Source organism: Bradyrhizobium sp. LTSPM299 (assembly GCF_000938235.1).
In the GTDB taxonomy this organism is placed as follows: Bacteria; Pseudomonadota; Alphaproteobacteria; order Rhizobiales; family Xanthobacteraceae; genus Bradyrhizobium.
In genome coordinates this window covers 1-21,533 of the sequence record NZ_JYMU01000077.1, presented here as the reverse complement: position 1 = coordinate 21,533, position 21,533 = coordinate 1, and the positions used below count along the sequence as shown (strand labels likewise).

Annotated in this window: 24 protein-coding genes and 1 pseudogene; 14 read left to right on the top strand and 11 right to left on the bottom strand. The window is 57.7% G+C overall.

Going from position 1 to position 21,533, the window contains the following annotated elements; translation table 11 throughout:
- Positions 1-465: 465 nt before the first annotated feature.
- From UP10_RS42335 to UP10_RS34440, 5 genes are all read left to right on the top strand, one after another.
- The gene (locus UP10_RS42335; RefSeq protein WP_082077407.1) at positions 466-1,785 is read left to right on the top strand and encodes a sensor histidine kinase; all 1,320 of its coding nucleotides are present in this window, start codon (positions 466-468) and stop codon (positions 1,783-1,785) included.
- A gap of 349 nt (positions 1,786-2,134) precedes the next feature.
- Positions 2,135-3,403 carry an oxalate decarboxylase family bicupin gene (locus UP10_RS34455; protein WP_044591638.1) on the top strand — a complete coding sequence of 423 codons (1,269 nt, stop codon included), beginning with the start codon at positions 2,135-2,137 and terminating at the stop codon, positions 3,401-3,403.
- Between the two features lie 119 nt (positions 3,404-3,522).
- Positions 3,523-4,317 (top strand): thiosulfate dehydrogenase, encoded by a 795-nt coding sequence (tetH, locus tag UP10_RS34450; RefSeq protein ID WP_245322082.1) that lies wholly within the window; start codon positions 3,523-3,525, stop codon positions 4,315-4,317.
- A 41-nt stretch (positions 4,318-4,358) separates the two neighbouring features.
- Positions 4,359-5,462, top strand: coding sequence for a TQO small subunit DoxD (locus UP10_RS34445; RefSeq protein WP_044591636.1), 1,104 nt, complete (start codon positions 4,359-4,361; stop codon positions 5,460-5,462).
- A gap of 225 nt (positions 5,463-5,687) precedes the next feature.
- Positions 5,688-5,924 (top strand): MarR family transcriptional regulator, encoded by a 237-nt coding sequence (locus UP10_RS34440; protein WP_044591635.1) that lies wholly within the window; start codon positions 5,688-5,690, stop codon positions 5,922-5,924.
- Positions 5,925-6,096: 172 nt separating this feature from the next.
- Here the strand turns inward: UP10_RS34440 and UP10_RS46805 are convergent, their stop codons facing one another.
- A complete protein-coding gene (locus UP10_RS46805) occupies positions 6,097-6,423 on the bottom strand; it encodes a helix-turn-helix domain-containing protein (protein WP_082077406.1) in 327 nt (108 codons plus the stop codon).
- 348 nt (positions 6,424-6,771) lie between these two features.
- Here UP10_RS46805 and UP10_RS34430 point away from each other — a divergent pair, with 348 nt between their 5' ends.
- On the top strand, positions 6,772-7,668 hold the full coding sequence (locus UP10_RS34430; protein WP_044591687.1) for a LysR family transcriptional regulator: 897 nt from the start codon (positions 6,772-6,774) through the stop codon (positions 7,666-7,668).
- A gap of 310 nt (positions 7,669-7,978) precedes the next feature.
- On the opposite strand, the gene UP10_RS34425 is transcribed toward UP10_RS34430, so the two are convergent.
- From UP10_RS34425 to UP10_RS34415, 3 genes are all read right to left on the bottom strand, one after another.
- Positions 7,979-8,701, bottom strand: a complete 723-nt coding sequence (locus tag UP10_RS34425) for an LrgB family protein (protein ID WP_044591686.1) — start codon at positions 8,699-8,701, stop codon at positions 7,979-7,981.
- Positions 8,688-9,086, bottom strand: a complete 399-nt coding sequence (locus UP10_RS34420; protein WP_044591685.1) for a CidA/LrgA family protein — start codon at positions 9,084-9,086, stop codon at positions 8,688-8,690. Before UP10_RS34420 ends, UP10_RS34425 begins: the two co-directional genes overlap by 14 nt.
- A gap of 234 nt (positions 9,087-9,320) precedes the next feature.
- A complete protein-coding gene (locus tag UP10_RS34415) occupies positions 9,321-9,500 on the bottom strand; it encodes a hypothetical protein (RefSeq protein ID WP_044591634.1) in 180 nt (59 codons plus the stop codon).
- A 126-nt stretch (positions 9,501-9,626) separates the two neighbouring features.
- Between UP10_RS34415 and UP10_RS44830 the strand changes: the two genes are divergently transcribed.
- Entirely contained in the window at positions 9,627-9,965 is a 339-nt protein-coding gene (locus tag UP10_RS44830) for a hypothetical protein (protein WP_156180536.1), read from the top strand.
- A 38-nt stretch (positions 9,966-10,003) separates the two neighbouring features.
- On the opposite strand, the gene UP10_RS44825 is transcribed toward UP10_RS44830, so the two are convergent.
- Both UP10_RS44825 and UP10_RS34410 read right to left on the bottom strand, forming a co-directional pair.
- Positions 10,004-10,186, bottom strand: coding sequence for a hypothetical protein (locus UP10_RS44825; protein WP_156180534.1), 183 nt, complete (start codon positions 10,184-10,186; stop codon positions 10,004-10,006).
- Positions 10,187-10,471: 285 nt separating this feature from the next.
- The gene (locus UP10_RS34410) at positions 10,472-10,735 is read right to left on the bottom strand and encodes a YgjV family protein (protein WP_044591633.1); all 264 of its coding nucleotides are present in this window, start codon (positions 10,733-10,735) and stop codon (positions 10,472-10,474) included.
- A gap of 567 nt (positions 10,736-11,302) precedes the next feature.
- Between UP10_RS34410 and UP10_RS34405 the strand changes: the two genes are divergently transcribed.
- A complete protein-coding gene (locus UP10_RS34405; RefSeq protein WP_082077405.1) occupies positions 11,303-12,355 on the top strand; it encodes an AraC-like ligand-binding domain-containing protein in 1,053 nt (350 codons plus the stop codon).
- Positions 12,356-12,502: 147 nt separating this feature from the next.
- Here the strand turns inward: UP10_RS34405 and UP10_RS34400 are convergent, their stop codons facing one another.
- Both UP10_RS34400 and UP10_RS34395 read right to left on the bottom strand, forming a co-directional pair.
- Complete coding sequence (locus UP10_RS34400; protein ID WP_245322081.1) at positions 12,503-13,129, bottom strand: Crp/Fnr family transcriptional regulator; 627 nt, start codon at positions 13,127-13,129, stop codon at positions 12,503-12,505.
- A 54-nt stretch (positions 13,130-13,183) separates the two neighbouring features.
- A complete protein-coding gene (locus UP10_RS34395; protein ID WP_245322080.1) occupies positions 13,184-13,411 on the bottom strand; it encodes a DUF3363 domain-containing protein in 228 nt (75 codons plus the stop codon).
- Between the two features lie 10 nt (positions 13,412-13,421).
- Between UP10_RS34395 and UP10_RS34390 the strand changes: the two genes are divergently transcribed.
- The 3 genes from UP10_RS34390 to UP10_RS34380 all read left to right on the top strand — a co-directional run bounded on the left by UP10_RS34390 (position 13,422) and on the right by UP10_RS34380 (position 15,877).
- Complete coding sequence (locus UP10_RS34390; RefSeq protein WP_245322079.1) at positions 13,422-13,811, top strand: porin; 390 nt, start codon at positions 13,422-13,424, stop codon at positions 13,809-13,811.
- A gap of 348 nt (positions 13,812-14,159) precedes the next feature.
- Positions 14,160-15,092, top strand: a complete 933-nt coding sequence (ku, locus tag UP10_RS34385) for a non-homologous end joining protein Ku (RefSeq protein ID WP_044591629.1) — start codon at positions 14,160-14,162, stop codon at positions 15,090-15,092.
- Between the two features lie 170 nt (positions 15,093-15,262).
- Entirely contained in the window at positions 15,263-15,877 is a 615-nt protein-coding gene (locus UP10_RS34380; RefSeq protein ID WP_044591628.1) for a hypothetical protein, read from the top strand.
- Between the two features lie 437 nt (positions 15,878-16,314).
- Here UP10_RS34380 and UP10_RS34375 read toward each other — a convergent pair whose 3' ends face one another.
- Both UP10_RS34375 and UP10_RS34370 read right to left on the bottom strand, forming a co-directional pair.
- The gene (locus tag UP10_RS34375; protein ID WP_044591683.1) at positions 16,315-17,220 is read right to left on the bottom strand and encodes an AEC family transporter; all 906 of its coding nucleotides are present in this window, start codon (positions 17,218-17,220) and stop codon (positions 16,315-16,317) included.
- A gap of 48 nt (positions 17,221-17,268) precedes the next feature.
- Positions 17,269-18,078 carry a sulfite exporter TauE/SafE family protein gene (locus UP10_RS34370; protein WP_050043935.1) on the bottom strand — a complete coding sequence of 270 codons (810 nt, stop codon included), beginning with the start codon at positions 18,076-18,078 and terminating at the stop codon, positions 17,269-17,271.
- A 753-nt stretch (positions 18,079-18,831) separates the two neighbouring features.
- Here UP10_RS34370 and UP10_RS44820 point away from each other — a divergent pair.
- Both UP10_RS44820 and UP10_RS46095 read left to right on the top strand, forming a co-directional pair.
- Positions 18,832-19,080, top strand: a complete 249-nt coding sequence (locus UP10_RS44820) for a hypothetical protein (RefSeq protein ID WP_156180532.1) — start codon at positions 18,832-18,834, stop codon at positions 19,078-19,080.
- A gap of 91 nt (positions 19,081-19,171) precedes the next feature.
- Positions 19,172-19,412 (top strand): annotated as a pseudogene (locus tag UP10_RS46095) (IS5/IS1182 family transposase); the annotation flags it as partial.
- Positions 19,413-19,694: 282 nt separating this feature from the next.
- Here UP10_RS46095 and UP10_RS44815 read toward each other — a convergent pair.
- The gene (locus tag UP10_RS44815) at positions 19,695-19,934 is read right to left on the bottom strand and encodes a hypothetical protein (RefSeq protein WP_044591365.1); all 240 of its coding nucleotides are present in this window, start codon (positions 19,932-19,934) and stop codon (positions 19,695-19,697) included.
- Between the two features lie 45 nt (positions 19,935-19,979).
- Here UP10_RS44815 and ltrA point away from each other — a divergent pair, with 45 nt between their 5' ends.
- Positions 19,980-21,512, top strand: coding sequence for a group II intron reverse transcriptase/maturase (gene ltrA, locus UP10_RS34355; protein WP_502692203.1), 1,533 nt, complete (start codon positions 19,980-19,982; stop codon positions 21,510-21,512).
- Positions 21,513-21,533: the final 21 nt, after the last annotated feature.

Sequence of the window (21,533 nt, the reverse complement as noted above, 5' to 3'; positions counted from 1 at the left end):
ATGCGCTCGTAAATGCGCGATCTGAAATGTCGGCACTTTGGCGCATCGGCCGACATTAGCTGGCAATTGAACGAGGACCGGTTAGAACGCCAAAGCAGAAACCCTAATCCGTTAGGGCATTGAGAGGTGACTGCTGTTCGTCACTTCATCATCGGAGGTGTAACCTTTGCGATGCGGCGCAATGGCCCTTGCAAATACCGGCGCTGCGACTTTTCACCGAAGACAGTGCCGGATTCGAATTTGATCAGACGCATCGCATCATTTCGCGGATGCGACACGAGGGGGTGCTTTCGCGCCCGCGCCGACGAGGTGATCGAGTAAAGGTCGTGTTTGCTGCGCTGCACGAGTCCGATGATGACCCCGGAGCAGACTTCGCCCGTCCATTCCCTTGTTCGGGTGCTCAGAACAGCTATGCTGACGGGGGTATTGAAATACGACTTCCCCACTGCTTGAGACGGCTTGGCAATGCCACAAATGAAGCAGCGCCGCCAGAACCAAAAAAACCTCCGAAAGCGCCCTCGGCTCCCTGCGTCGGTTCGCTCAAGGCTGCAAGATGAACTGACTGAGGTCACTCGGCATCGGGCGGCCATCTCTGATCTGCTACGCGCCATAGCCAGCTCGCCGCACGATTTGCAGCCCGTATTCGATGCGATTGTCGACAACGCCAACAGCCTCTGCGAAGCCGAGCTGGGCGTTTTGCGCCTCAGCGAGCAAGCAGGCCTTCGTCTAGTTGCGGTAAAAAGTAGTTTGCCGTTCTCACCACCTGAGCTTTTGGAACATAGGAGTTTTGTAGGTCAGTTCGCGGCAAGCCGGTCTCCAGTGCACATCCCCGACCTGGCAGCACATGAACTCTATCGACGCGGCGACCCTTACCTTCTGACGTCGGTCGACGTGGGGAGCTTTCGGACGGCCCTCTACGTCCCGATGGTCAAGGACGAGGAGCTAATCGGCGTGCTTAGTGTGGGCCGGACGTGCGTACAACCGTTCACGGACCAGCAGATTGAATTAGTCACGGACTTCGCTGCAGAAGCTGCCATTGCTTTACAGATGACCCGCCGCGAGCGGGAGTATCGACAGGTCCAGAACGAGCTGGCACACGCGAACCGCGTAGCGACAATGGGAGAGCTCACAGCCTCGATTGCCCATGAACTCAAACAGCCCTTGACCGCAGCGGCGACGAACGGAAGTGCCAGTTTGGGTTGGCTCATGAGAAACCCGCCTGGAATTGACGAAGCAAAACGATCCGTTGAGCAGGTGATCCAGGATGTCATGCGAGCCTCCGACGTGATCGACCGGATTCATAGCCTCGTAAAGAAGCACGCGCCGCGCAAGGAAAAGCTAGATATCAACGGTGCGATCCTCGAGCTTGTTGGCCTGATCCAGAGCGAAATGTTGAAGAATAGCATCACCACGCGGATGGAGCTGGCAGAGTCCCTGCCACACATTCAAGGAGATCGAGTCCAACTTCAACAAGTGATCCTCAACTTGATGATCAACGCCATACAGGCGATGAGCGATTTGGCTGGGGGCGAGCGCGAGCTGCATGTCACCACAGAGCTGATCACATCGGAAGGTGTTCGCGTCGGCGTGCGGGACAGCGGTCCGGGGTTCTCCGCAGAGAGCCTGCAACGTCTGTTTACACCCTTTTACACGACGAAGCCCAACGGCATGGGTATGGGCCTATCGATCTGCCAGTCGATCATCGAGGACCACGGAGGACGGCTGTGGGCGAGCCGGATAGAGCCCCAAGGTGCTCTTTTTCAGTTTACGATCCCAGTCACTTAGCCGGTCAAATCATGATCAGGTCGATGTCGCTCTTTGGCCCGAATGCGGAGTCCAGGCGGCGTCCTCGGTGGTCGGCTCATGGAGGTAGACCGGAAGCAACCGGCCGCCCCTCCGAACGGCGCTCATGACTCAATTCAGACATTGCGCCAGTGCCGACCTCACTGATCGAAACTGACTGACCTCGCTTACTTTGGCGGAAACCCAAACACGGCCGCGGCGAGGTCGACCATGGTCATCTCACGCAACAGCACCTCAAGGTCATTCTGAACTTCAATTTAATGGTGCACGAAAAACTCGCGACTATGTTTCAGTTGTTAAAACTTCGTCCTTGCACAGGGAGTGATAACCGATGTTCTCGAGACGCGATATGTTGGCGGCGACAGCCGTGGGTGGAGTGGTGACGGCAGCGACAATGACCACGGCGGATGCGGGTCCGGTGAAGAGTGATATTAGCTTCGGCAATCCGAACGATCCGCCGCAAGGTGCGATAAACGCCAAGAATCCAAGGAGCATCACCGATCCTGGTCCGCAGAATCCGGCCATCAGGGACCAGTTTCCGGCGGCATTTTCCCCGCCGGCGACCGATGTCGGCGATATGCCGCTGAGCTGGGCGTCATTCAACAACGCGCCACGGCGAATTCAAAATGGAGGATGGGCGCGTCAGGTCACACAAGATTCCTTCGCAGTTGCGGACACCATCTCCGGCGTCAACATGCGGCTCACGGCCGGCGGCATCCGCGAGATGCACTGGCACCAGTTTGCCGAGTGGGCCTACATGACCTACGGCACCTGCCGGATCACCACTCTCGACGAGTTGGGCCGCCCTTATATCGCCGATGTGAAGGAAGGCGACCTCTGGTATTTCCCCGCCGGCCTTCCGCATTCGCTGCAGGGGCTCGGCCCCGACGGCTGCGAGTTCCTTATCTGTTTCGATGAAGGCAAGGCTTCCGAATTCACGACCCTTCTGATGTCGGAATGGTTCACGCATACCCCACCGGATATTCTCGCCCAGAACTTCGGTGTTCCGGCCGAAACATTCCAGGATATTCCGCTGCGCGACCTCTACATCTTCCAGGGCAAGCTGCCCGGCGATCTGGCCGCGGACCGCCAAGCAGTGAGCGGACGGGGCGCGCCGCCGCACCCGTTCACCTTTTCGCTCGGATCGGGCGCCCCGGCGCGCGAGACCAAGGGCGGCACGGTACACATTGCCGACAGCCGCAACTTCACCGTTGCCACAACGGTCGCTGCCGCACTGGTAACGGTGCATCCCGGCGGCATGCGGGAAATGCACTGGCATCCCAATGCCGATGAATGGCAGTACTGGATCAAGGGCAAAGGGCAAATGACGGTCTTCAACACCGGCCCGAACGCCGTCACCATGGACTTCAACGCGGGCGACATCGGCTACGTCAAGAAGAACCTCGGACATTACATCAAGAACACAGGCGACACCGACTTGCAGTTCCTTGAAGTGTTCAGAGCTCCCTATTTCGCAGATGTCTCGCTGTCCGACTGGATCGCCCGTACGCCGCCGGCGATGGTCGCCCAGCACCTGAACGTGAGCGAGGCTACTATCGCGAAATTCCCCAGGAACAAGCCGGAAGTCATGCCGGTATGATGATCTGGACTCCCTTCGGAGCCGGTCGTAGCCACCGATGCATTGACCTTATCAAAAAGATTTATTGGTCTCGAAAGCACCCGGTGCCTACTTCCTGAAATAGAACCAGGAGATGGACCTTGACGATCGTCACTGGAAGACGGTGCGCATTGGGAACGTTCGCTTTGACCATGGCATCAGGCGCGATCGGTCTTACATTGGCACGGATCAAGCCAGCGGCAGCGGCCGTCGAGTCAGCGTTGACGCCTTCCGGTGCCACGCATCTAGATGCGTTGAAGGAGTGTCTCGCGCAGGCACCCCGCCGTCGCGATTTCAAGACCGTGCCGATGATCTTGAATAATCCAAAGCAATGGGATCACGAGGCGTTATCCGAGGTGCTCTCGTACAGGCCTGTGCCTAAGCAGGCCTGGGATAGCATCGAAATCGGAGGTCCCTGGCTGAGCCTGATGCGCAACACGCTCAATACCCAGATCTGGTCGTTCAAACATCCTGACTTCCTCGCTGTTTCGGTTACGCATGGTACGGCGCACCTTGCGCTCTACGATCAGGCCATGTGGGACAAGTATCAGCTCACCAGACTGGCCGGCGAGAAGTTCAAGACCAATACGCTGATCGTCGAGCAGAAAGGGGCGGCTGCCGATCCGGCGAATTATGAGGATCCAGCGGGTGTCTTCTCGGGCGAGGATAATTCCATACCTGCGCTGATGCGGCGCGGCGTTGTTTTCATGTGCTGCCACAATGCCATCTGGGCACAAGCAGCCATCCTCATCAAAGACGACGTCAATCCCGACAAGCTCTCTCATCCCGCGCTTGCAGCCGAATTGACCAACCATCTGGTGGAGGGCGTCGTTCTAATCCCCGGTGCAGGTGCCACGATGGTCGAGTTGCAGCAAGCCGGGTTCCACTACGCATAGTAAATTCGCCCACTGGATCCGCTACGGTAAAGAGAATTATCATGTCCACCCTTACTCTCGATGGCACGCCGGCAGAATCCAAGTCGGCCACCCAACGCAGCCAGGCAGACGCGCAGCGCATCGCTGCACTTGCTTTTCTGTCTATCCGATTCATTCAGGGATTCATCTATTGGGGCGGCGGTTCGCGCCGCTTCATCTACGGCCCCGCCAAACTCGATCCGAGTGCAGCGAGCTGGATGGCCAACAAATTCCAATCGGCGATGCCGGGCGCGTTGCTGGGAACCGACCACATCATCGCCTTCCTGCTTCATCATTTCTATCTTCTCTATGTCTCGCTGATCTTGTTCAGTGCGGCCGAGCTGATCACGGGACTGTTCTTGATGGCGGGCTTACTTACGCGGGCTGCGGCGCTGGTTTCGATCGGCCTTTCAGTCGTACTGATGCTGATGTTCGGTTGGCAGGGCGCCACCTGCATAGACGAATGGACCATGGCAGCCTGCAATTTGGCGATCGGCGCCACTTTAATGCTTGGCGGCAGCAGCGCATTTTCGCTCGATAATGCGCTGCTGGTGCGCAGGCCGGCGTTCGCCGAGCGCGGGTGGTTCCGCTGGATCTCCGGCGCCCTGCCGCTTCCGATACGAAGCGATGCTTTCCAGAAGCTCGCGCTGGCTGTTTTTGCGGCGACCGTCGTCTTCAATGTCGCCACCTACAACTACTATCGAGGATCCGTCTTTACGCCGTTTCATGGTGGTCCGGTCAGCCCAAGCAAGCATCATCTTAGCCTGGCCGATGCTGTGCTACTCTCGAACGGGGCCCTGCGTTTCCATGCTTATCTCGACGGCGGTACACCGGCGGCGCCTTCCAATGTGATGGCTGCGATGCTGAAGTCCAATGATGGCAAGGTGCTCGAGCAATGGGACGGTACGGCGTTGAGCCATCTGCCGACTTCCGCGATCGCCAACGAGTTCGCCTACAATCGCTTTGCGCCGGGTCCGTTTGGGCTACGGGCGGAGATGGGGGCGATGGCGACGATTACGCTGCCCGGCACGAGCAATGCGAATCCCGGTAGCCTCCAGAGCGCTGCAACGTTGCAGCTACACACCGTCAACGGCAATACATTCAACGTCGACGTCGGAATGGAATAAGATCGAGGAAGCGGGGGCATGTCCCCTCGGGCCCCGCCGGCCGCACCTTTATGGTATTTTGCTGCAGTGCATGAGTCTCCTGTTGGCCCTTAACGTCGGTTGCTGCGACGTAACGGCATGTCCGGAGTTGGAGATAGACCGGAAACAGCCGGTACTCGGCCAAAGTGTAGCGAATGACCCATAGCGTGACTGGCTATGCACGTTGCCTCCGCCTAGAATTATTTCATGCCGCTCGACACCAAGCAGATATTCGCATTGCGGCAACTCGCTTCGCAGCCCAATGGCGCGATGCGTGCGTTTGCTTTTCTGACTGACTTGGATCACTCGGTAGCAAGTGCGCAAGACCTGCTGAAGAAGGGACTGATATCCTTAGTCGAGAGCCCCGGCGATGGCGTGATGATCACTCAGTTGGGGCGAGACGCTTTAGGGCTAGGCACAATAAAGTCTGACGACGGTGTCTAGAGCCGCAGCCCAGCGTTGCCCACAGCATCATGCCGAACAGCCGTGACGATATCCGCTTCCGAACGAAGACCGGAAGTGCCGACCCACCAGGTGCGAGGTCTCAGTTTGACCCATAGCAGACCAATATCCTCCTGTGACTTTCCTGCTCTGACCGCGCACTATTGGATGGTCCTCATCCGCGCCGGCTCTCAAAATCGCGCTTCCAGCGGGATGGACTTTGACCAAACGCCTGCCTGAAGAGCCTGCACAGATGTGCTTGATCGGAAAAGCCGACGCTCAGGGCTATTTCGCTCAGCGATGCCGAGCTGGTAATCTCAGATGACACGCCTTCTCCAGCCGTCTCCTCACCACGTAAGCGTGCGGTGGTTCTCCGAAAGCTTTTTTGAAGGACCGCGAGAAATGTGCTGTGCTTCGCTGCGCTATGGCGCTGAGGTCCATGGTATGGATGGTGCGGTGCAGATTCTCGTCGATGAAAGCGCGCACGCGCGCCATCTGCCAGCCTGCTAGTGCGCCGGGTCTAGCGCCCTTAGGGCGCGAACGGCGTTCGATTTCCGATTGCAGGATAGATGACGCCGTGGCCAGCGACGCCTTCGCCGCCTCGCGGTCGCGCTCGAGCTCACGCTTCGTTGTCTCAAGAAGCTCGAACACGTTGTTCGCCAGATAGATGAACTGCTGCAGGTCGGTTGGCGAGAGAGTATCGTCGAACTGGTCCGCAGCTATCGTCATGATCCTGCTCCTTCGAGTCGGCGACGTTAGTATCGTTCTGCAAGCCAGAACTTGGGATTGCCTAGCCTAATTGTCCAATATATGGATGGAGCGAAATCAATACATTCACGGTATTACACGCATGGACCTGAGACACCTGCGCTACTTCGTTGCGGTCGCCGAGGAGCGACACTTCACGAGAGCCGCCGAGCGACTCGGCATCAAGCAGCCGCCGCTGAGCCTGCAGATCAAGCAGTTGGAACAGGAATTGGGAACGCCACTATTCCGCCGTCTGACGCGCGGCGTCGAGCTTACCGAGCCTGGGACACTGCTGCTCGACGAGGCGCGGCAAATTCTGGAGCAAGTGGAACGGACAAAGGCAAATGTTCGAAATCGGGCACGCGGCGAAACCGGGCAGATCCGGGTCGGATTCGCGGGAGTGACCTATTTCCACCCGCGCGTGCCGAGACTCATTCAAGCCTATCGAGAACGCTATCCGGGCGTGCTGCTGTCGTCAGCGGAAGGCTACATGCCCGACCTAGTCAAGACTGTCCAGACCGGTTCCGTTGACGTGGCCTTCGTTCGACTACCGCTCGAACACAACGAAGCGATCGCAATTCATCCGCTGGTCGATGAGACGATGCGGATTGTGCTGCCATCGTATCACCCGCAAGCTCGCAAGCTCTCCGTGTCGCTCGCTACCCTCGCGCAGGAAAGGCTTATTCTTTTCCCGCGCGCGATGTCGCCCGGTCTCTACGACAGCGTCATCGCAGGTTGCCAGCGCGCAGGATTTAGCCCGATACTGGGAGAAGAAGGGCTACAGATCGGTTCAATCTTATCCCTGGTGGCAGCAGGGTTCGGGATATCGATCGTGCCACGCTCGATCGAGCAGATCCGTGTCGACGGCATTGTCTATGTACCAATAAAGGGCGATTCGCCCCGGACGGCGATCAGTCTCGCTGTCCGTAAGGACACTCGTTCCGCAGTAATTCGAAACTTTGTCGCTCTGGCGCGTTCGCGGACTCGGGCACCAGATTGATCAAACGCTCTCCACAGAACTTCAATGACGAAGTGATCGAATAGTGGTGCGGTTTGCTGCGGTGCATGAGTCTCTTCATGGCCCATCGCGTCAGTTGGCGCAGTGCAGCGATATGTCTGAAGTTGGCGGCAGATCGGGCACGGCTGACCAACGACGAGAATGTCGAGAATGACCCATATCGGAAGTCAGCTGTGCAGGCGGGACCTAACATGCTGGAGCCAGTCTTAACTTTCAAACGGACCTGTTCGGTCGCAATAGGAAACGGCTGTCGGATACATGGTGGCGTCTATCCCGGTGGTATGTCGCCAACTCAGAACAGCCGGAAGATCAATGGAAGCAGGATGGCAGTGAGTACGCCGTTCAAGCCCATGCCAAGCCCGGAAAAGGCGCCGGCGACCTCATTGATCTGGAGTGCTCGAGCAGTTCCGATTCCGTGGGAAGCAATGCCCATCGTCAGGCCCACGACCCGCGGATCGTCAATACGAGCAAGGCGCGCGATAATGGGGCCGAGTACGGCTCCGGTAATGCCAGTCATGATCACGAGCACAATCGTAAGCGTTTGGAGGCCACCGATCTGCTCGGAAATGCCGACCGCAATTCCGGCGGTTACCGACTTGGGCGCTAAGGAGAGGATGGTCTGCGAGCTTGCTCCCATCGCCCACGCAATGCCGACAGCGCTCAGAACTCCAACCGGCAATCCGACACCTAATCCAACCGCGATCAACCGTGCGGAAGCGCGGATAACGGCCCGCTGACGAAATAGCGGTACGGCCAACAGAACGACCGCAGGCCCCAACATAAAGTGTATCGGGTCAGCGCCGCGCAAATACGTCTTGTAAGGGATATGCGTCGCTTCGAGGCCGAGCGAAATAAGGATGATCGCGAGAAGGGTTGGGTTGAGCAACGGGTGATTGCCGCCGAGGCGCGATATGCGAGTTGCTGCCAAAAAAGCGAATACCGTCGCACCCGTTTCCAGGATCGGTTGGTCAGCCAGACTGACCCAAGTCAGACTTGTAAGATCAAGCGTTGACATCGCGTACTGCTCCCTCAACGCGTGCGGGCTCAGGCTCTCGATTCTTTGCAGTCGTTCGGCCGAGCAGGTTCACAACGACCATCGTGACAAAAAGAGTAATGGCGGTGCCTCCAATCACTGCGGCCAAAATTGGCGTTGCTTCGGTCTTAAAGACATCCAAATGGGCGATCACGCCGACGCCTGCCGGTACAAACAACATGCCCAGAAACTGAAGCAGTCGATCTGCAAGGATACCAAGATCGTCGGGCAGCCGTCCCTGAACCGCGAGTTCGGCATAGAGCAGAATGAGGCCGGTGACAGGCGCGGGAAGCGGCAACAAGCCAGACCTGGCGGCAATTTCACCCACGGAAAGCCATAAGAGTACGCGAGCAATCTGTTCAAGCATGGCAATAGTCTCCAAAACCATCTTGCGCGAAATAATTTCGGCGGCCCGTCCATTCGCGGGCCACCATGTGCTTTCACCAGCTCACGGCCTATTTGCGTGCCGCCATTTCCGACGGCAAATAGTGCCGCGAGCGCTCGGTTCGATTTTCAGGCGAGCCAATAAAGGTCCATATGCAGACCGCCGTGATGACGGATACAACAAAGCACCACGTGGTCAGTCGTAGGCGATCATTTGTCACGGCCATGCCGTTGTGGTCGCAAGCTCAGCCTGGGTGACACCTGGCTGACCTGCTGCCAAGTAGATAGCGGCGATCGCGACGAGCGCCAAAAGCACACATCCGACGGTGATGAAGCCGCCGTGATTGTGAATAGCCAAGGGGGATTGAGTGGTAGAGCGGGGAATCGCAATCTTCATGACAACCCTCCTGCAAATACTTCCATTCAAAACGCCGGGCAGTATCGCGGAGCAGGCACAACAGCGTAGTGAAATCGTTCACATGCACGCCCGCACCAACAGCATTATTAGCCGTCGGGGATCCGGATGACTGCTCAATTTTTTCGCATCACCTGCAAAAGAGATGGGCAGCATATTCGAGAGAGTATGTTGATCAGTACTCACCGTCATCGACCTATTGCGAAATCATGCACGCATAATATGCCAGATCTGCTCTTGGATGATTTCGCGACTTTGGAAAAGCTGTTTCGTCCGGCGGGCCATTGTTTCGTCGATACGAGCCCCACGAAACACGTTCACGACATTGCGAACCGCGGCGCCGAATTTGCTCCTGTGCCGATGTCCTGTGCTGGCCCATCGCGCCAGTTGGCGCAGTGCAGCGACATGTCCGAAGTTGAGGGTGGACCGGAAGTTCGACGCGATTGACCCAAGCAGACTCCAGGCGGACCCGGGCAGACTCTGTCTCAGCTGGCGGGGCGCCCCACCGCTTTTGTGGCTTCCACGGTGCTCTCTGCTTCCGAGCGAGCCCTGCGATGCTGCTCAAAATACTGCCTTAGCCAAAATCCGAGATCGGCAGAGCGGCGCAGCTGAGCGTTGAATAGAACTTGATCTAGATCTTGAAAACTTACGCGCTTGTCTTCCGACATTGCTTTTCTCCAAAGCTAATTCGGGAATGACGTTAGGGCTTCGCGAAGAAACGGGGCACGGGCTTGCCATGGTGCGCTGGCGCCGGTTGTCCAATCGCAACCCAAATAATCAGGCCCAACGTAATGGCTGTCAGGATGGTTGCCGCGACCGGATGCTTTCCTGTTCGGGCCACAGCTTAACTCGCTTTCAGGCTTGCATCTGCTTACTGTAAGAGTCGGGATACTGACCATGGATTGACGCCCACCCGTAAGTCTTTAGCGGTCTTAGGGCATAATCTGCGCCATTCACATTTCGGAAATGCCTGGTACTTCTGCAAATCGGTCGACGTGGGGCGTTGATGCTCTGATGCGATAAAGCTTCTGCAAATTGATGGGCAGTAGAATGACATGAAGAATAACGACTGGATAAATGTGCGCGAGGAAACCGTAGAGCACGAACAAAACATTGCTTGCGAGGGCTGCCATGCGAAGGTTCAGAATTGAGTTCATGGAGAACCCGACCAAAACTGCGGCTGCAGCTGCGAAGCCGAGCAAGTCTACCCCACGCACATCGCGCCTCCTTAGATAGCTCTGCCTCTGTCCTCTATTCGGCTGCTCGTGATCTCAGAACGGCGCCACGGAGACGTCAAAGGCACTCAGAAATGTTTGTCGTGAGTCGAAACACGCGTAGACGCCGATCAGCAAAACGGTGACGGTCCAAACAGCCAATATGACCTTACCCGTTCCAAATCGAAGGAAACCGCAAGCGGTCAAGTAGGTGTGGACTGATGGGACGGGATGTTTGGTCACAATGGCGGTGGGCATGAAAAGGCTCCGTTCGAAATGCGCCGGGATAAGCCGTCGCTAAGGCTCGCCGAATTAGCTGTCTGAAATAATCGAAGTCTGTATTATCTATGTATAGCGCGAATTATTGGTGCGCACTAGCCAGAGCGTGTGCCTTCCAAATCCCAAAATGACGACGCAGAATCCCAATCTCGGCCGGTAGCCCGTGCGATGTCAAAATGGCATTGCGGACGCTTTCCCCGGTGCAATGGGTGGCTTCATAATGATGCAGCGAACGCCCAATTTCAGGGCAAAACCGAAGACTAGGGTCAAAACCGAAGACTAGGGTGGAGTATGAACCAAAGCCAGTCACCGTCCGGTCGCTTTAAAATTCCAAAATATGACATGCGCCTCGGTCCAGACACGGGCGGTGCCGCCGCTGCGATTTACCGACAATACACTGAGCTACTCTACACTCTCACCTTTTCTCCAGAGGCCGCCGCCGGCTTTCGTTTTCATTCGGTGACTTACCAGCTGCCGCGCGCTGCCATAGCAAGTGTGGAATCGGTCGCCCAGACCCTCAATCGTGGACCAACCGAGATCGCGCGCGGTGGCAATCAACTCCTCATTTGGCTCCAGCTCAGCGGCGAGAGCGATGCCAACTATGCTGGGCGCGAATGTAAACTTCGCCCCGGTGACGTTGTCGTTCTCGACTATGCCCGCGAGATCTTCGTCCGGGCGCCGGATTTCGCCAGTATCTATGTAATGATGGAACGTAACATGGTGCCGCCGGTGTTTCATGCACCTTTGACGCACGGCACCCTCTTCGCGGCCGATAGCGGCCCCGGTCGGCTTCTATGTCGCTCGATCGAATCGTTGTTTCAGACGATGGATGCGCTCACTCTCGCGGAAGCTAATGTAGCGCTAGACGCCCTGATCACGATGGCTTCGGGAATGCTTGAGGGTGAAATGGCTCGCCGAACGGTAAGCGAGGTGTCCGGCGACCCTCTCCTCGATAAGGCACTCGCCTTCATCGACCGCAATCTAGCCCGGCTTGATCTCACGCCGGCGCTTCTGGAAAAGAGTCTCCCGTTGTCGCGCTCCAGTCTCTACCGTTTATTCGAGCCGCTTGGCGGCGTGCGCAACGCTATTCTCGAGCGGCGCCTGGAGCGAGCCATGAAGGTACTGTTGACTAGCACCGCCGCAAGACCGCCGCTGTTCATCATCGCGCGCGATCATGGTTTTGCGTCGGGGAAACAATACAGCCGCGCATTCCGCGCGCGTTTCGGCACCACTCCCCATCAATTCTACGACATGGTGCGAAGCAAGGACTCCGCAGCACTTGCTGCGCAGGCCGAACGCTTTGGATTTGAAGGTTTGCAGAAGTGGATCAGGGAGCAAATCTAGTTAGCGTCCGATCGGACACGATGAACGAGCGCCGCGGCTCATTACGATTCGATTAACGAGTACAACGGGCGTGCCGCACTGTGCCATCTCACCAGCGGCTCTTCAGAGAAATGTCAACGTCGCGCAAAATTACCGGCCGCGCGGTCCTCACGCGTGCGAGTTGGTGGCGACAAAAGCCGCTCGGGCAGCATTTTGCGTCATTCGAGTGGCCGTTAACCTCAGGAAATATAACGATAAGCCTGGATTGCGCTCGCACAGCTTCTTGAGCGCTCCGTCGCTAATCCACAACAAATCCACGTCAGTTTCCGCCCTCGCAGTCTGAGTGCGTCGCCGCTCCAGAGAGAACAGCCCAATCTCTCCAAACAAGTCACCAACAGAAAGCCGCCGATCAATTTCCGGGAATCCGACTTCGCCCGATACGATCATGTAGAGCAGGTCGGCATGCTGCCCCTTCCTAAAGATCGTCTCTCCCGCCTTGAAATGCTTCGGTTGCATAAAAGGCTGCAGCCAGTTTGGAGACAGATCCGTGGCAGCAGCGAGCTTCGCTTTCCCAAGCAAGTTTGTCATGCGATAGAGTAACGTGACGTTCAACGGAAGCAATATGAGGTGCAGAATAAGTACAGGGTACAATTCGGCGCCAAGTGCGTAACTGATAAAAGCGAAATTGCTGCATATTGCGACCGCACGCAATCTCACCATCGTGCTCATGCAGAATGTAAGCAGGACGAGAGCTGACGCCAAATAGCCGACGCCGTTGATCAATGTTGTCGTCACGGTGCCAAATCCCAATGATTAATTGCAAATTGATGGATGCGAGGATCGCTTATCTTATTGGGCAGAAATGAGGCTGGTGGAGTGAGGTCGGATCGATCTCGCGATGTCGGTGGCATGGCCCATGTTGACCAGCGCCTGCTTGCGCTGCTCCAGTGCCGCCCTCACCTCCTGGCCGAACCCTTCACCCGCGAGGGAAATGCGCTGGCGGGAGACCAGTTCTCGGTCGAGCCAGGTCGCGCCGTCATGGCCGATCTGCTGGTCGAGGCCGGTTGGTGACAGCACACTGACCCTGATGTTGGCACGGTCCCACGCCAACCCCTACTGGAACACCAGCATCTACGGTGCCTACGCCCAGGTCATGTATAACAGCACGTCCAAGGGTTACATCTGCGGCCCGGGCGGTACCGGTGTGGGTGGTACGTTCGGCATTACCTTCGGTGCTGCCGGCCTGACCTCCTGCAACCCCGACTACGCCATCGCGCAGATCGGTACGCAGACCCAGTGGACCCCGGTCAAGAACTTGACCTTCACGGCAGACTTGATCTACCAGCGCCTCGACCAGAAGTGCGCTGGCACGATCACCACCGCGGCCTTCGGCTCGGTCGGCAAGCCGCTTGCTACCTACCAGTTGAAGGATCAGGACGGCGTCAGCCTGCTGCTCCGCGCTCAGCGCAACTGGTAACACCTGGTTGATCTGATCACGATCTAACAGAGCCCCCGACGAGAAATCGCCGGGGGTTTTGCTTTGTGCGGCGCGATCAGTGCGGAGATACAGGCGCGGGAAAGGATACCGACGATCTTTATCAGAGATGGCCGTTGGATATCGGCTAACGCCGGCTCCCGAATGCCTCGGATCCTTTGATCAAGACCCCGCGCTTCGGACATTCTGAATTAGAACATAAAGAGAACAAAAATCGAGTCCGATCGAGGCTCCTCCGTGAAAAAATCCTCCTGTTGGAAGCGTCGCGATGTCGGAACCAAGCCTGGCCATTCGTCTTGAATCCAGCATCAGTAGTGGAGTTCCCCCATCATGGCCCCCCGCGCTAACTGGAAAGGCTTCCTGCGTCTTTCCCTCGTCACCTGTCCGGTTGCGCTCTATCCGGCCACGTCGGACTCCGAAAAGGTCTCGTTCAACCAGCTCAACCGGAAGACCGGCCACCGCATCAAGTACGCCAAGGTGGACGCCGAAACCGGCGAGGAGGTCGCCAACGAGGACATCGTCAAGGGCTACAAGGTCGACACCGACACCTTCATCGAGGTGTCGAAGGAGGAGCTCGAGAACGTCGCGCTGGAATCGACGCGAACCATCGAGATCGACGAGTTCGTTGATCGCAGCGAGATCGACCCGAGGTATCTGATCCGTCCCTACTACCTTGTGCCGGACGGCAAAGTCGGTCACGACGCCTTCGCCGTCGTCCGCGAAACGATCCGTGAGATGAACAAGGTAGCCATCGGACGGGTGGTGCTGACCAACCGTGAGCACATCATCGCCCTCGAGCCCATGGACAAAGGCCTGATGGGAACGCTGCTGCGCTATCCTTACGAAGTGCGTTCTGCGGACGAATATTTCGACGACATCCAGGATGTCAAAGTCACCAAGGACATGCTCGATCTCGCCAGGCACATCGTCAATCAAAAGGCGGGCCACTTCGAGCCGGACAGGTTCGAAGACCAGTACGAAACCGCCCTTCTCGATCTCATCAACCAGAAGCGCGCCGGCAAACCCATCACCGCGAAAGCGCGTCCCCGCGGCGAGAACGTGGTGGACCTGATGGACGCGCTGCGCAAGAGCATCGGTGGAGGCGCGGCGGCATCGGCAGAGACGCCGAAGAAGCCAGCGAAGAAGGCGCGCAAGGCGGCGGCCGGGCAGAAGGAAATGCTGATGCCGATCGCCGGCAAGAAACCGGCCAAGGAGGCAGCGGCAAGGAAGCCGGCGGCCAAACCGCAGCGGAAGTCAGCTTAAGGTATCTTTGCGGTGGGTTCACGGAAAGCTCGCTCCGACAAGCTGGAAGCGTCGAAATATCTCCCGGGCCGGCCGCTCTGTTCGCCCGCTTTGGAAGTTCTCTGCTCGCGAGGTAGACAGCACGGCTGATCGCATGGCAGCGGTCAGTCGGCGGTGCGGGGAAGCGTCTCATGGCGAGAAAACTGAATACCTACCAGACCTCGCTGGGCTTCTTCGATCTGGCGATGGCCGCTCCCTCGATGAAAGTGGCTCTGGAAGCGTGGGGCGCCGACAGCAATCTCTTCCATCAGGGCGCGGCAAAGGAGAGCCACGACCCGGACGTCATCGCCGTGACCATGGCAAAGCCTGGCGTCGTTCTCAGGCGTCCGGTTGGAACCGATCGACCTTTCAGCGAACATGCCGAGCTGCCCACCGATCTTGGCGGCGGAGGACCGACGAAGGCCGCCCCCAAGTCGAAAGGCCCAAAGGCGAAGCAGCCTTCCTCTCGCCCCGTCGACAAGGTTGCGGAGCGGAAGGCTGCTCTCTCCTACGAACGCGAACGGAGGAGCCGCGAGCTTGAACGGGCGAAGGAAGAGGCCGCCAGGCAGAAGGAGCGTGAACGCCGTCAACTGGCGGTCGACAAGGCAGAGGCTGCGTTGGACAAGGCCGAGCAGGGGCATGCGAAGCGGGCCGCCGCCATCCAGGCCGAATTCGATGCACTCAAGAAGAGATCGCAAGCCGAAAAAGCCCGCTGGGATAGGGAGAAGGAGCGATTGGAAGCTGCGCTGCGGCGTGCGCGGGGTTAGTTTCCGCCATGCTCGGCGCCGGTCCTTCTAATCGGGAGGCATACATGGCTGGGATTCGCAAAGGCGGGGACACACCGCTTGGAGTGATATCGCACGCGAACTGTTCGCTACGGAACGCGCAGACCAATGTGCCACTGTTCGCCGAAACAGAGTTGGTTTTGGCTGATAGGTAGTACGCAAATTGGACTCAGTTCGCCAACTGATAAGGTTTGGTGACAAATGGAGTCGGCTCGCTGACTGATAAGCTTTGGCCGCAAAGCTTATCAGTCCGGAGGTTTCTCGTAGGTCGACACCCACGACAGTGCGCCGGTTCTGCTGCCGCAATAGGGAAGACCGCCTTCGGGACAGCTTTTTTTGAGCCCACCGCTAGACTGGAAACCATCCAAAAAAGGGTAGTGTCCTTTTGAAGGATGGATACAGCTTGCCGTTTCGCATTCTCAAAAGTGATGCAGGGCGTATGACCACAACGGCAACGTTAAAAAAGAAAGGGATATGCCGAGACCGACCATCAGCGATACCAGGGGCGGGTTGAGGCCATGCTGTACGGCGACGATCGCGCCGCCGATTTGCGGACCCATCGCGGCCTCGAACAGTGTCACTCGCGTCGTTTCTTCCGTCGTACCTAGGATGCCGAAATACAGCAGCGCAAGCACGGCAGGCGCAAGAAGCAGCTTGAACCCAAGGCCAGTCGCCAACGCGGTCTTAAGTCCGCGAGCCTGATCAAACCTGAGCTGCAAGCCAACCGAAACCAGGGCCAGCGGTGCGAGCGTGTCGCCCAATCGCTTTAGTGCGTCGGCAGCCCAAATCGGGAACTCAAAGGGCATCAGAGCGAAAGCAACGACCAACGCAATCAGCGGCGGGAACACGATAATCCGCTTGAAGATGGCAGCCTTCGACTGCGTGCCCGCGGAATAAATGGTTGCAACGGTGATACCCAACGTGCTCAGCACGAGATAGGTGCCAAGCTGATCGATCAGAATACCGGTCGCCAAGTTTGGGGCGCCAAAAAACGCTTCGATCATCGGCAGGCCGACGAAAGACGTGTTGGCAAGGCCACCCGCGAGCATCAGCGCGCCGGTCGTTTCCCGCGAAAAGTTCAAGCGAGCGGAGAGCGCCCAGAAGAACCAGACCCCGAGGCCGAACATAAGCCATGGCATCGCAATGCTGAACAGCAACGAAGTGTGCAGCTTGGCATTATGGATCTGCAGAATAATCAACGCCGGCAGCGATATGTGAATGATAAAAGCATTGAGCGCGAGATGAGCGTTCTCCGGCGCCTTTTTAGCGGCGTGGAGACCCATGCCGAGCAGCAGGCAAAAAAAGAGCAGAACGATGTTGTTCATTGCGTCTTCTCCGAACGTCTGCATGTTGGAGACGTCAAACGGCGGCTTTCACGTCAACGCGGAATATAAAAGGTGTGTGCCGTTGACGACCAGAAACAGCGCGAATAACCCGGCCAAAACGCGCGAGGGCAGCCAATGCGCAACTGCCACGCCAAGACGCACGGTAAACAACGTTCCCGCAACGAGCGCAGCCAGTGCGGGTAAATTGATGTAGCCAAGCATCCAATGACCTAGTGGGACGTTTCGGCCCTCCCAGGCGTAGGCAAAAGCGCCGGCCAGGCTGACCGGCAGTCCGATCGCCGCGGAAGTGCCGATCGCAAGCTTCGGCTCCATTCCAGCGGCCTTGAAATAGGGCGTGAACAGCGTTCCGCCTCCGATCCCGGCGAGGGCCGCAATGCCGCCGAAAGCCAAGCTGAATACTTTCAATGAGAGGCCACGGCGCGCGACTACTTGCAGCGCGCCTATTTTTGACACATCGGTCACCATCAACGCCGCCGCGAACAATTGGAAACAAGCCACGAAAATGAGGAGTGAAATCGCTGGCGCCTCAGCGGCAACTGCACTTCCAAATGCGACGCCGACGACGACCCAGGGTGTGGCTCGGCAGATCATGTCGGCGGAAGTACTGCCGCGGCGATAATGGCCGTATGCGCTCTGCGCCGCGGAAAACACAATTGCAGCCATCGACGTTCCAAGAGCCATTGCGACTGCGTGCTCTGTGCCTGTCCCCGTTGTCTTGAACGCGTACACCAACACTGGCACCATGATCAGTCCTCCGCCAATGCCGAACAAGCCGGCGAAGAACCCCGCTGCAACCCCACTCAACCCAAACACAGCCAGAGTTAGCTCAGCGCCCACTTCGCCCTCCCTTGTTTATGGCACCTTTGAAAGCGGGCCGCCGTTTCCCTGAGAGGATGATAGGTTCGCTACCGCGTCTGAACGAACGGAAGAGTAGATCAACCAATCTATTGGCCAATCGAAACCACGATCGACGCTTGAAAATGCCAGTGAACCAAAGAGAAGCATCTATGGAGCGGCGATGTTGTGCGCTCCGCCAGACCTTGGCAAAATCATCGCCGTCAAGATCGTACTTCGCATGTCGCACGTCTAACTCCTCAAAGTATTCGGAGAAGGGCAATTTGCGCTAGCGAGTGCACCTCAGCGAGGCTAATCAGCCTGCTTGAAGGCACCTCAGATAATTCCCAAGTGCCCGCGCTCGCTCGCAGGCCATCACCGAGCGGAATGGCTGTACAAAAAACTGTTGGCATCCCGGACCGCTGATAATCGACCCGCGATGAGTGCAATACCGGCTTCTGCAAACCGCAGCGGCGCCGGTCAGGTCAAACTTGGCAAGAGTGCGCTACGGAAAAACTGTCATTCTTGCGAGATCGCCAGGTGCCGTTCCCGGCGACAAGGAGCCAAAGTATATTGCGATCATGAACACGACCGCAAAAGTCACGTAGCCCAGCATGATCGCTGCGTCGTGCCTTGCGCCTTTACGTTGATCCGTCTTGAGCCTAGCCCGCTGTACGATTTCCATTGTCTAATCTCCAATGTGGTCGATGCGATCCGGCGCATCACTAAAATACATTCGGAGGCGACCTAGCAGGTGTGACGTCGTTCACACCGGCGGAACAAAAAAAGCAATCAACCGACTTCACCAATACTCGTCAGCTTAAAGCCGATGCCGTTCTAGTTCTGCGACGAAGTTGTCGGCAATTCACAGATCTTCGCGATAAAACGGTAACGGCCTTCGACGCATTCCGGCTTTCGCCGCGACTCGTTACGAGCAAGCGGCATACCAAAGACCTCACCATTGAAAAGTCTATCGATTTTGTTTTTGGTTCATCTGATATCTGATCCGCAGACTATCTTTTGTGCACTTGTTGCTCGAAACATGCGGACATTCACCGCGATAGGAGCGGAGCCCGATCCGGCCCAGATCGGTCCTTCCGTTCTGGAGAAAGTTCAGGATCGGCTCGACCACAGCCCCGATGCAATGGGTGTCCGTCGTCAGACAGTGGAGCATCCGTTCGGCACGATGAAGTGCTGGACGGGAGCAACGCATTTCCTCACAAAAAAAGCTACCGAAGGTAGCCACCGAGATGGTGCTCAACGTGCTCGCCTACAACATGAAGCGCGTGATGACGATCATGGGCGTAGCCGGATTACTGGAGGCGATGCGGGCGTGAGGCTGGCCTCTGGACGACCAAATCAGCTCCTACGCGAAGCTCCTGGTTACCACTGAAAATTACAGCTCGATTCCATCGAACTAGCAGCCTGACGGCCGCGAAATGCGTCAGCGCGCCCCAAGTTGCGCGATTTTAACACGGCCTGGGCCTATAGCGTCAGTTACCGCGGTGCAGTGACATGTCCGAAGTTGAGGGTAGACCGGAGTGCGCCGGGAGACCGGCAAGGAGTAGATGGTGCAAGTCCATCACGATGAAGGAGTAGCGAACCGCATCGACCCCGAGTCATGCGCAGAAGCCCGCGAGGGCATCGGCGAAGCGTTGACAGGGGAGCGCATAGGCCAGCCATTGAGCCGCGAAAGTACCCTCATCCTGGGTGCCGACGTCGTTCCGGTGACGGAAGGCAACACGGATGGGCGCGATAACGCGAGCGCCCAGACGGCCCGGCGTGGTCTTAGACACTGGCATGTGCGCACGCTCTTTGCGTGGGAACCGGGAGATCTCATGGTCGGCCAGCACCAGCATGTGTGCTGCACTGGCCCGCGTCGGGAAGGCGAGGAGCCGTAGCCGATGATGTACGATCATGAGAAGTCTGACCCCGTCATAGTAGCTGTGAAGCCGACGAACAAAGCCGGGCAACCGGCGGCGGAGTTGGTGGAGCCAAGGGCGGGGGCCGAGGGGAATGCGAGTCAGCAAAGCACGGGCCGGGCACAGTACCGGGGAACCGTGTCACAGGCGCTGGAGCGCATACGGCAAGCTGCAAGGCAAAGGAAGAAGGAGAAGTTCACCGCGCTCTTCCATCACGTCAGTATTGATCACCTCGCAGAGGCATTCTCTGAACTCAAGGAGAATGCTGCAGCTGGAGTGGATGGGCTGACATGTCGGGATTACGAGCAGCACCTTGAGCGCAATCTTGAGGACCTGCATGCTCGCGTCCATCGGGGAGCGTATCGGGCACTACCGGCGCGGCGGGTCTACATACCCAAGCCGGATGGTCGGCAACGCCCGATCGCGGTCGCCGCCCTTGAAGACAAGATCGTCCAGAGGGCGACGGCTGCGGTGCTGAGCGCGATCTACGAGGAAGATTTCCTCGGGTTCTCGTATGGGTTCCGACCCGGACGCAGCACGCACGATGCGATGGATGCGCTCGTGGTCGGGATCACCAGCACAAAGGTGAACTGGATACTGGACGCCGACATCCGCTCGTTCTTCGACACGGTGAGCCAGGAGTGGCTCATCAAGTTTGTGGAACATCGCGTCGGCGACCGACGTATCATCCGCCTGATCCAGAAATGGCTCAAGGCAGGCGTCCTGGGAGACGGGATCGTGACGGTCAGTGACAAGGGGACCGGGCAGGGATCGGTGATCTCACCGCTTCTGGCCAATCTCTACTTACACTACGTTTTCGATCTCTGGGCCGAGCGCTGGCGACGGCGTGAGGCCGCGGGCAATATGATCATCGTGCGCTACGCCGACGACCTCATTGTTGGCTTCGAGCACGAGACCGACGCCCGTCGCTTCCTAGACGAGATGCGTAAGCGGTTACAGGAGTTTGCACTGTCGTTTCATTCGGAGAAGACCCGGCTGATCGAGTTTGGACGCTTCGCGGTGGAAAACCGCAAGCGGCGCGGGCTCGGTAAACCGGAGACCTTCACCTTCCTGGGCTTCATCTTTATTTGCAGCAAAACTCGTCGGGGTAAATTCCAAATCAAACGGAAGTCTCGGCGGGACCGCATGCAAGCAAAGTTGCAAGCCATCAAACAGGAATTGCGACGGAGCATGCATCAGCCGATTCCCCAGCAGGGAAGATGGTTGCAGCAGGTCGTCACCGGCTACTTCAACTACCACGCGGTGCCGACAAACAGTTCGACACTGACCGCGTTCCTATTCCACGTTACCAATCTCTGGCGGCGCACGCTGCGGCAGCGGAGCCAGAAAGACTGGACGACTTGGGAGCGGATCAAGCGGTTGGCAGACGACTGGCTTCCGAAGCCGCGAATCCTTCATCCGTGGCCACAAAGTCGCTTCGCCGTTAGACACCCAAGGTGGGAGCCGTATGCCCGAATTGGGCCCGTACGGATCTGTGCGGGGGGCGCGAGGTAACTCGCGTCCCTACCGCGAAAG

Excerpts from the sequence above, each read along its gene's own strand:
- UP10_RS42335 (WP_082077407.1), top strand. The coding sequence starts at position 466 with ATGCCACAAATGAAGCAGCGCCGCCAGAACCAAAAAAACCTCCGAAAG.
- UP10_RS34455 (WP_044591638.1), top strand. The coding sequence starts at position 2,135 with ATGTTCTCGAGACGCGATATGTTGGCGGCGACAGCCGTGGGTGGAGTG.
- UP10_RS34445 (WP_044591636.1), top strand. The coding sequence starts at position 4,359 with ATGTCCACCCTTACTCTCGATGGCACGCCGGCAGAATCCAAGTCGGCC.
- UP10_RS34440 (WP_044591635.1), top strand. The coding sequence starts at position 5,688 with ATGCCGCTCGACACCAAGCAGATATTCGCATTGCGGCAACTCGCTTCG.
- UP10_RS34430 (WP_044591687.1), top strand. The coding sequence starts at position 6,772 with ATGGACCTGAGACACCTGCGCTACTTCGTTGCGGTCGCCGAGGAGCGA.
- UP10_RS34425 (WP_044591686.1), bottom strand. The coding sequence starts at position 8,701 with ATGTCAACGCTTGATCTTACAAGTCTGACTTGGGTCAGTCTGGCTGAC.
- UP10_RS34420 (WP_044591685.1), bottom strand. The coding sequence starts at position 9,086 with ATGCTTGAACAGATTGCTCGCGTACTCTTATGGCTTTCCGTGGGTGAA.
- UP10_RS34415 (WP_044591634.1), bottom strand. The coding sequence starts at position 9,500 with ATGAAGATTGCGATTCCCCGCTCTACCACTCAATCCCCCTTGGCTATT.
- UP10_RS44830 (WP_156180536.1), top strand. The coding sequence starts at position 9,627 with ATGACTGCTCAATTTTTTCGCATCACCTGCAAAAGAGATGGGCAGCAT.
- UP10_RS44825 (WP_156180534.1), bottom strand. The coding sequence starts at position 10,186 with ATGTCGGAAGACAAGCGCGTAAGTTTTCAAGATCTAGATCAAGTTCTA.
- UP10_RS34405 (WP_082077405.1), top strand. The coding sequence starts at position 11,303 with ATGAACCAAAGCCAGTCACCGTCCGGTCGCTTTAAAATTCCAAAATAT.
- UP10_RS34390 (WP_245322079.1), top strand. The coding sequence starts at position 13,422 with ATGTTGGCACGGTCCCACGCCAACCCCTACTGGAACACCAGCATCTAC.
- ku (WP_044591629.1), top strand. The coding sequence starts at position 14,160 with ATGGCCCCCCGCGCTAACTGGAAAGGCTTCCTGCGTCTTTCCCTCGTC.
- UP10_RS34380 (WP_044591628.1), top strand. The coding sequence starts at position 15,263 with ATGGCGAGAAAACTGAATACCTACCAGACCTCGCTGGGCTTCTTCGAT.
- UP10_RS34375 (WP_044591683.1), bottom strand. The coding sequence starts at position 17,220 with ATGAACAACATCGTTCTGCTCTTTTTTTGCCTGCTGCTCGGCATGGGT.
- UP10_RS44815 (WP_044591365.1), bottom strand. The coding sequence starts at position 19,934 with ATGCTGGTGCTGGCCGACCATGAGATCTCCCGGTTCCCACGCAAAGAG.
- ltrA (WP_502692203.1), top strand. The coding sequence starts at position 19,980 with ATGATGTACGATCATGAGAAGTCTGACCCCGTCATAGTAGCTGTGAAG.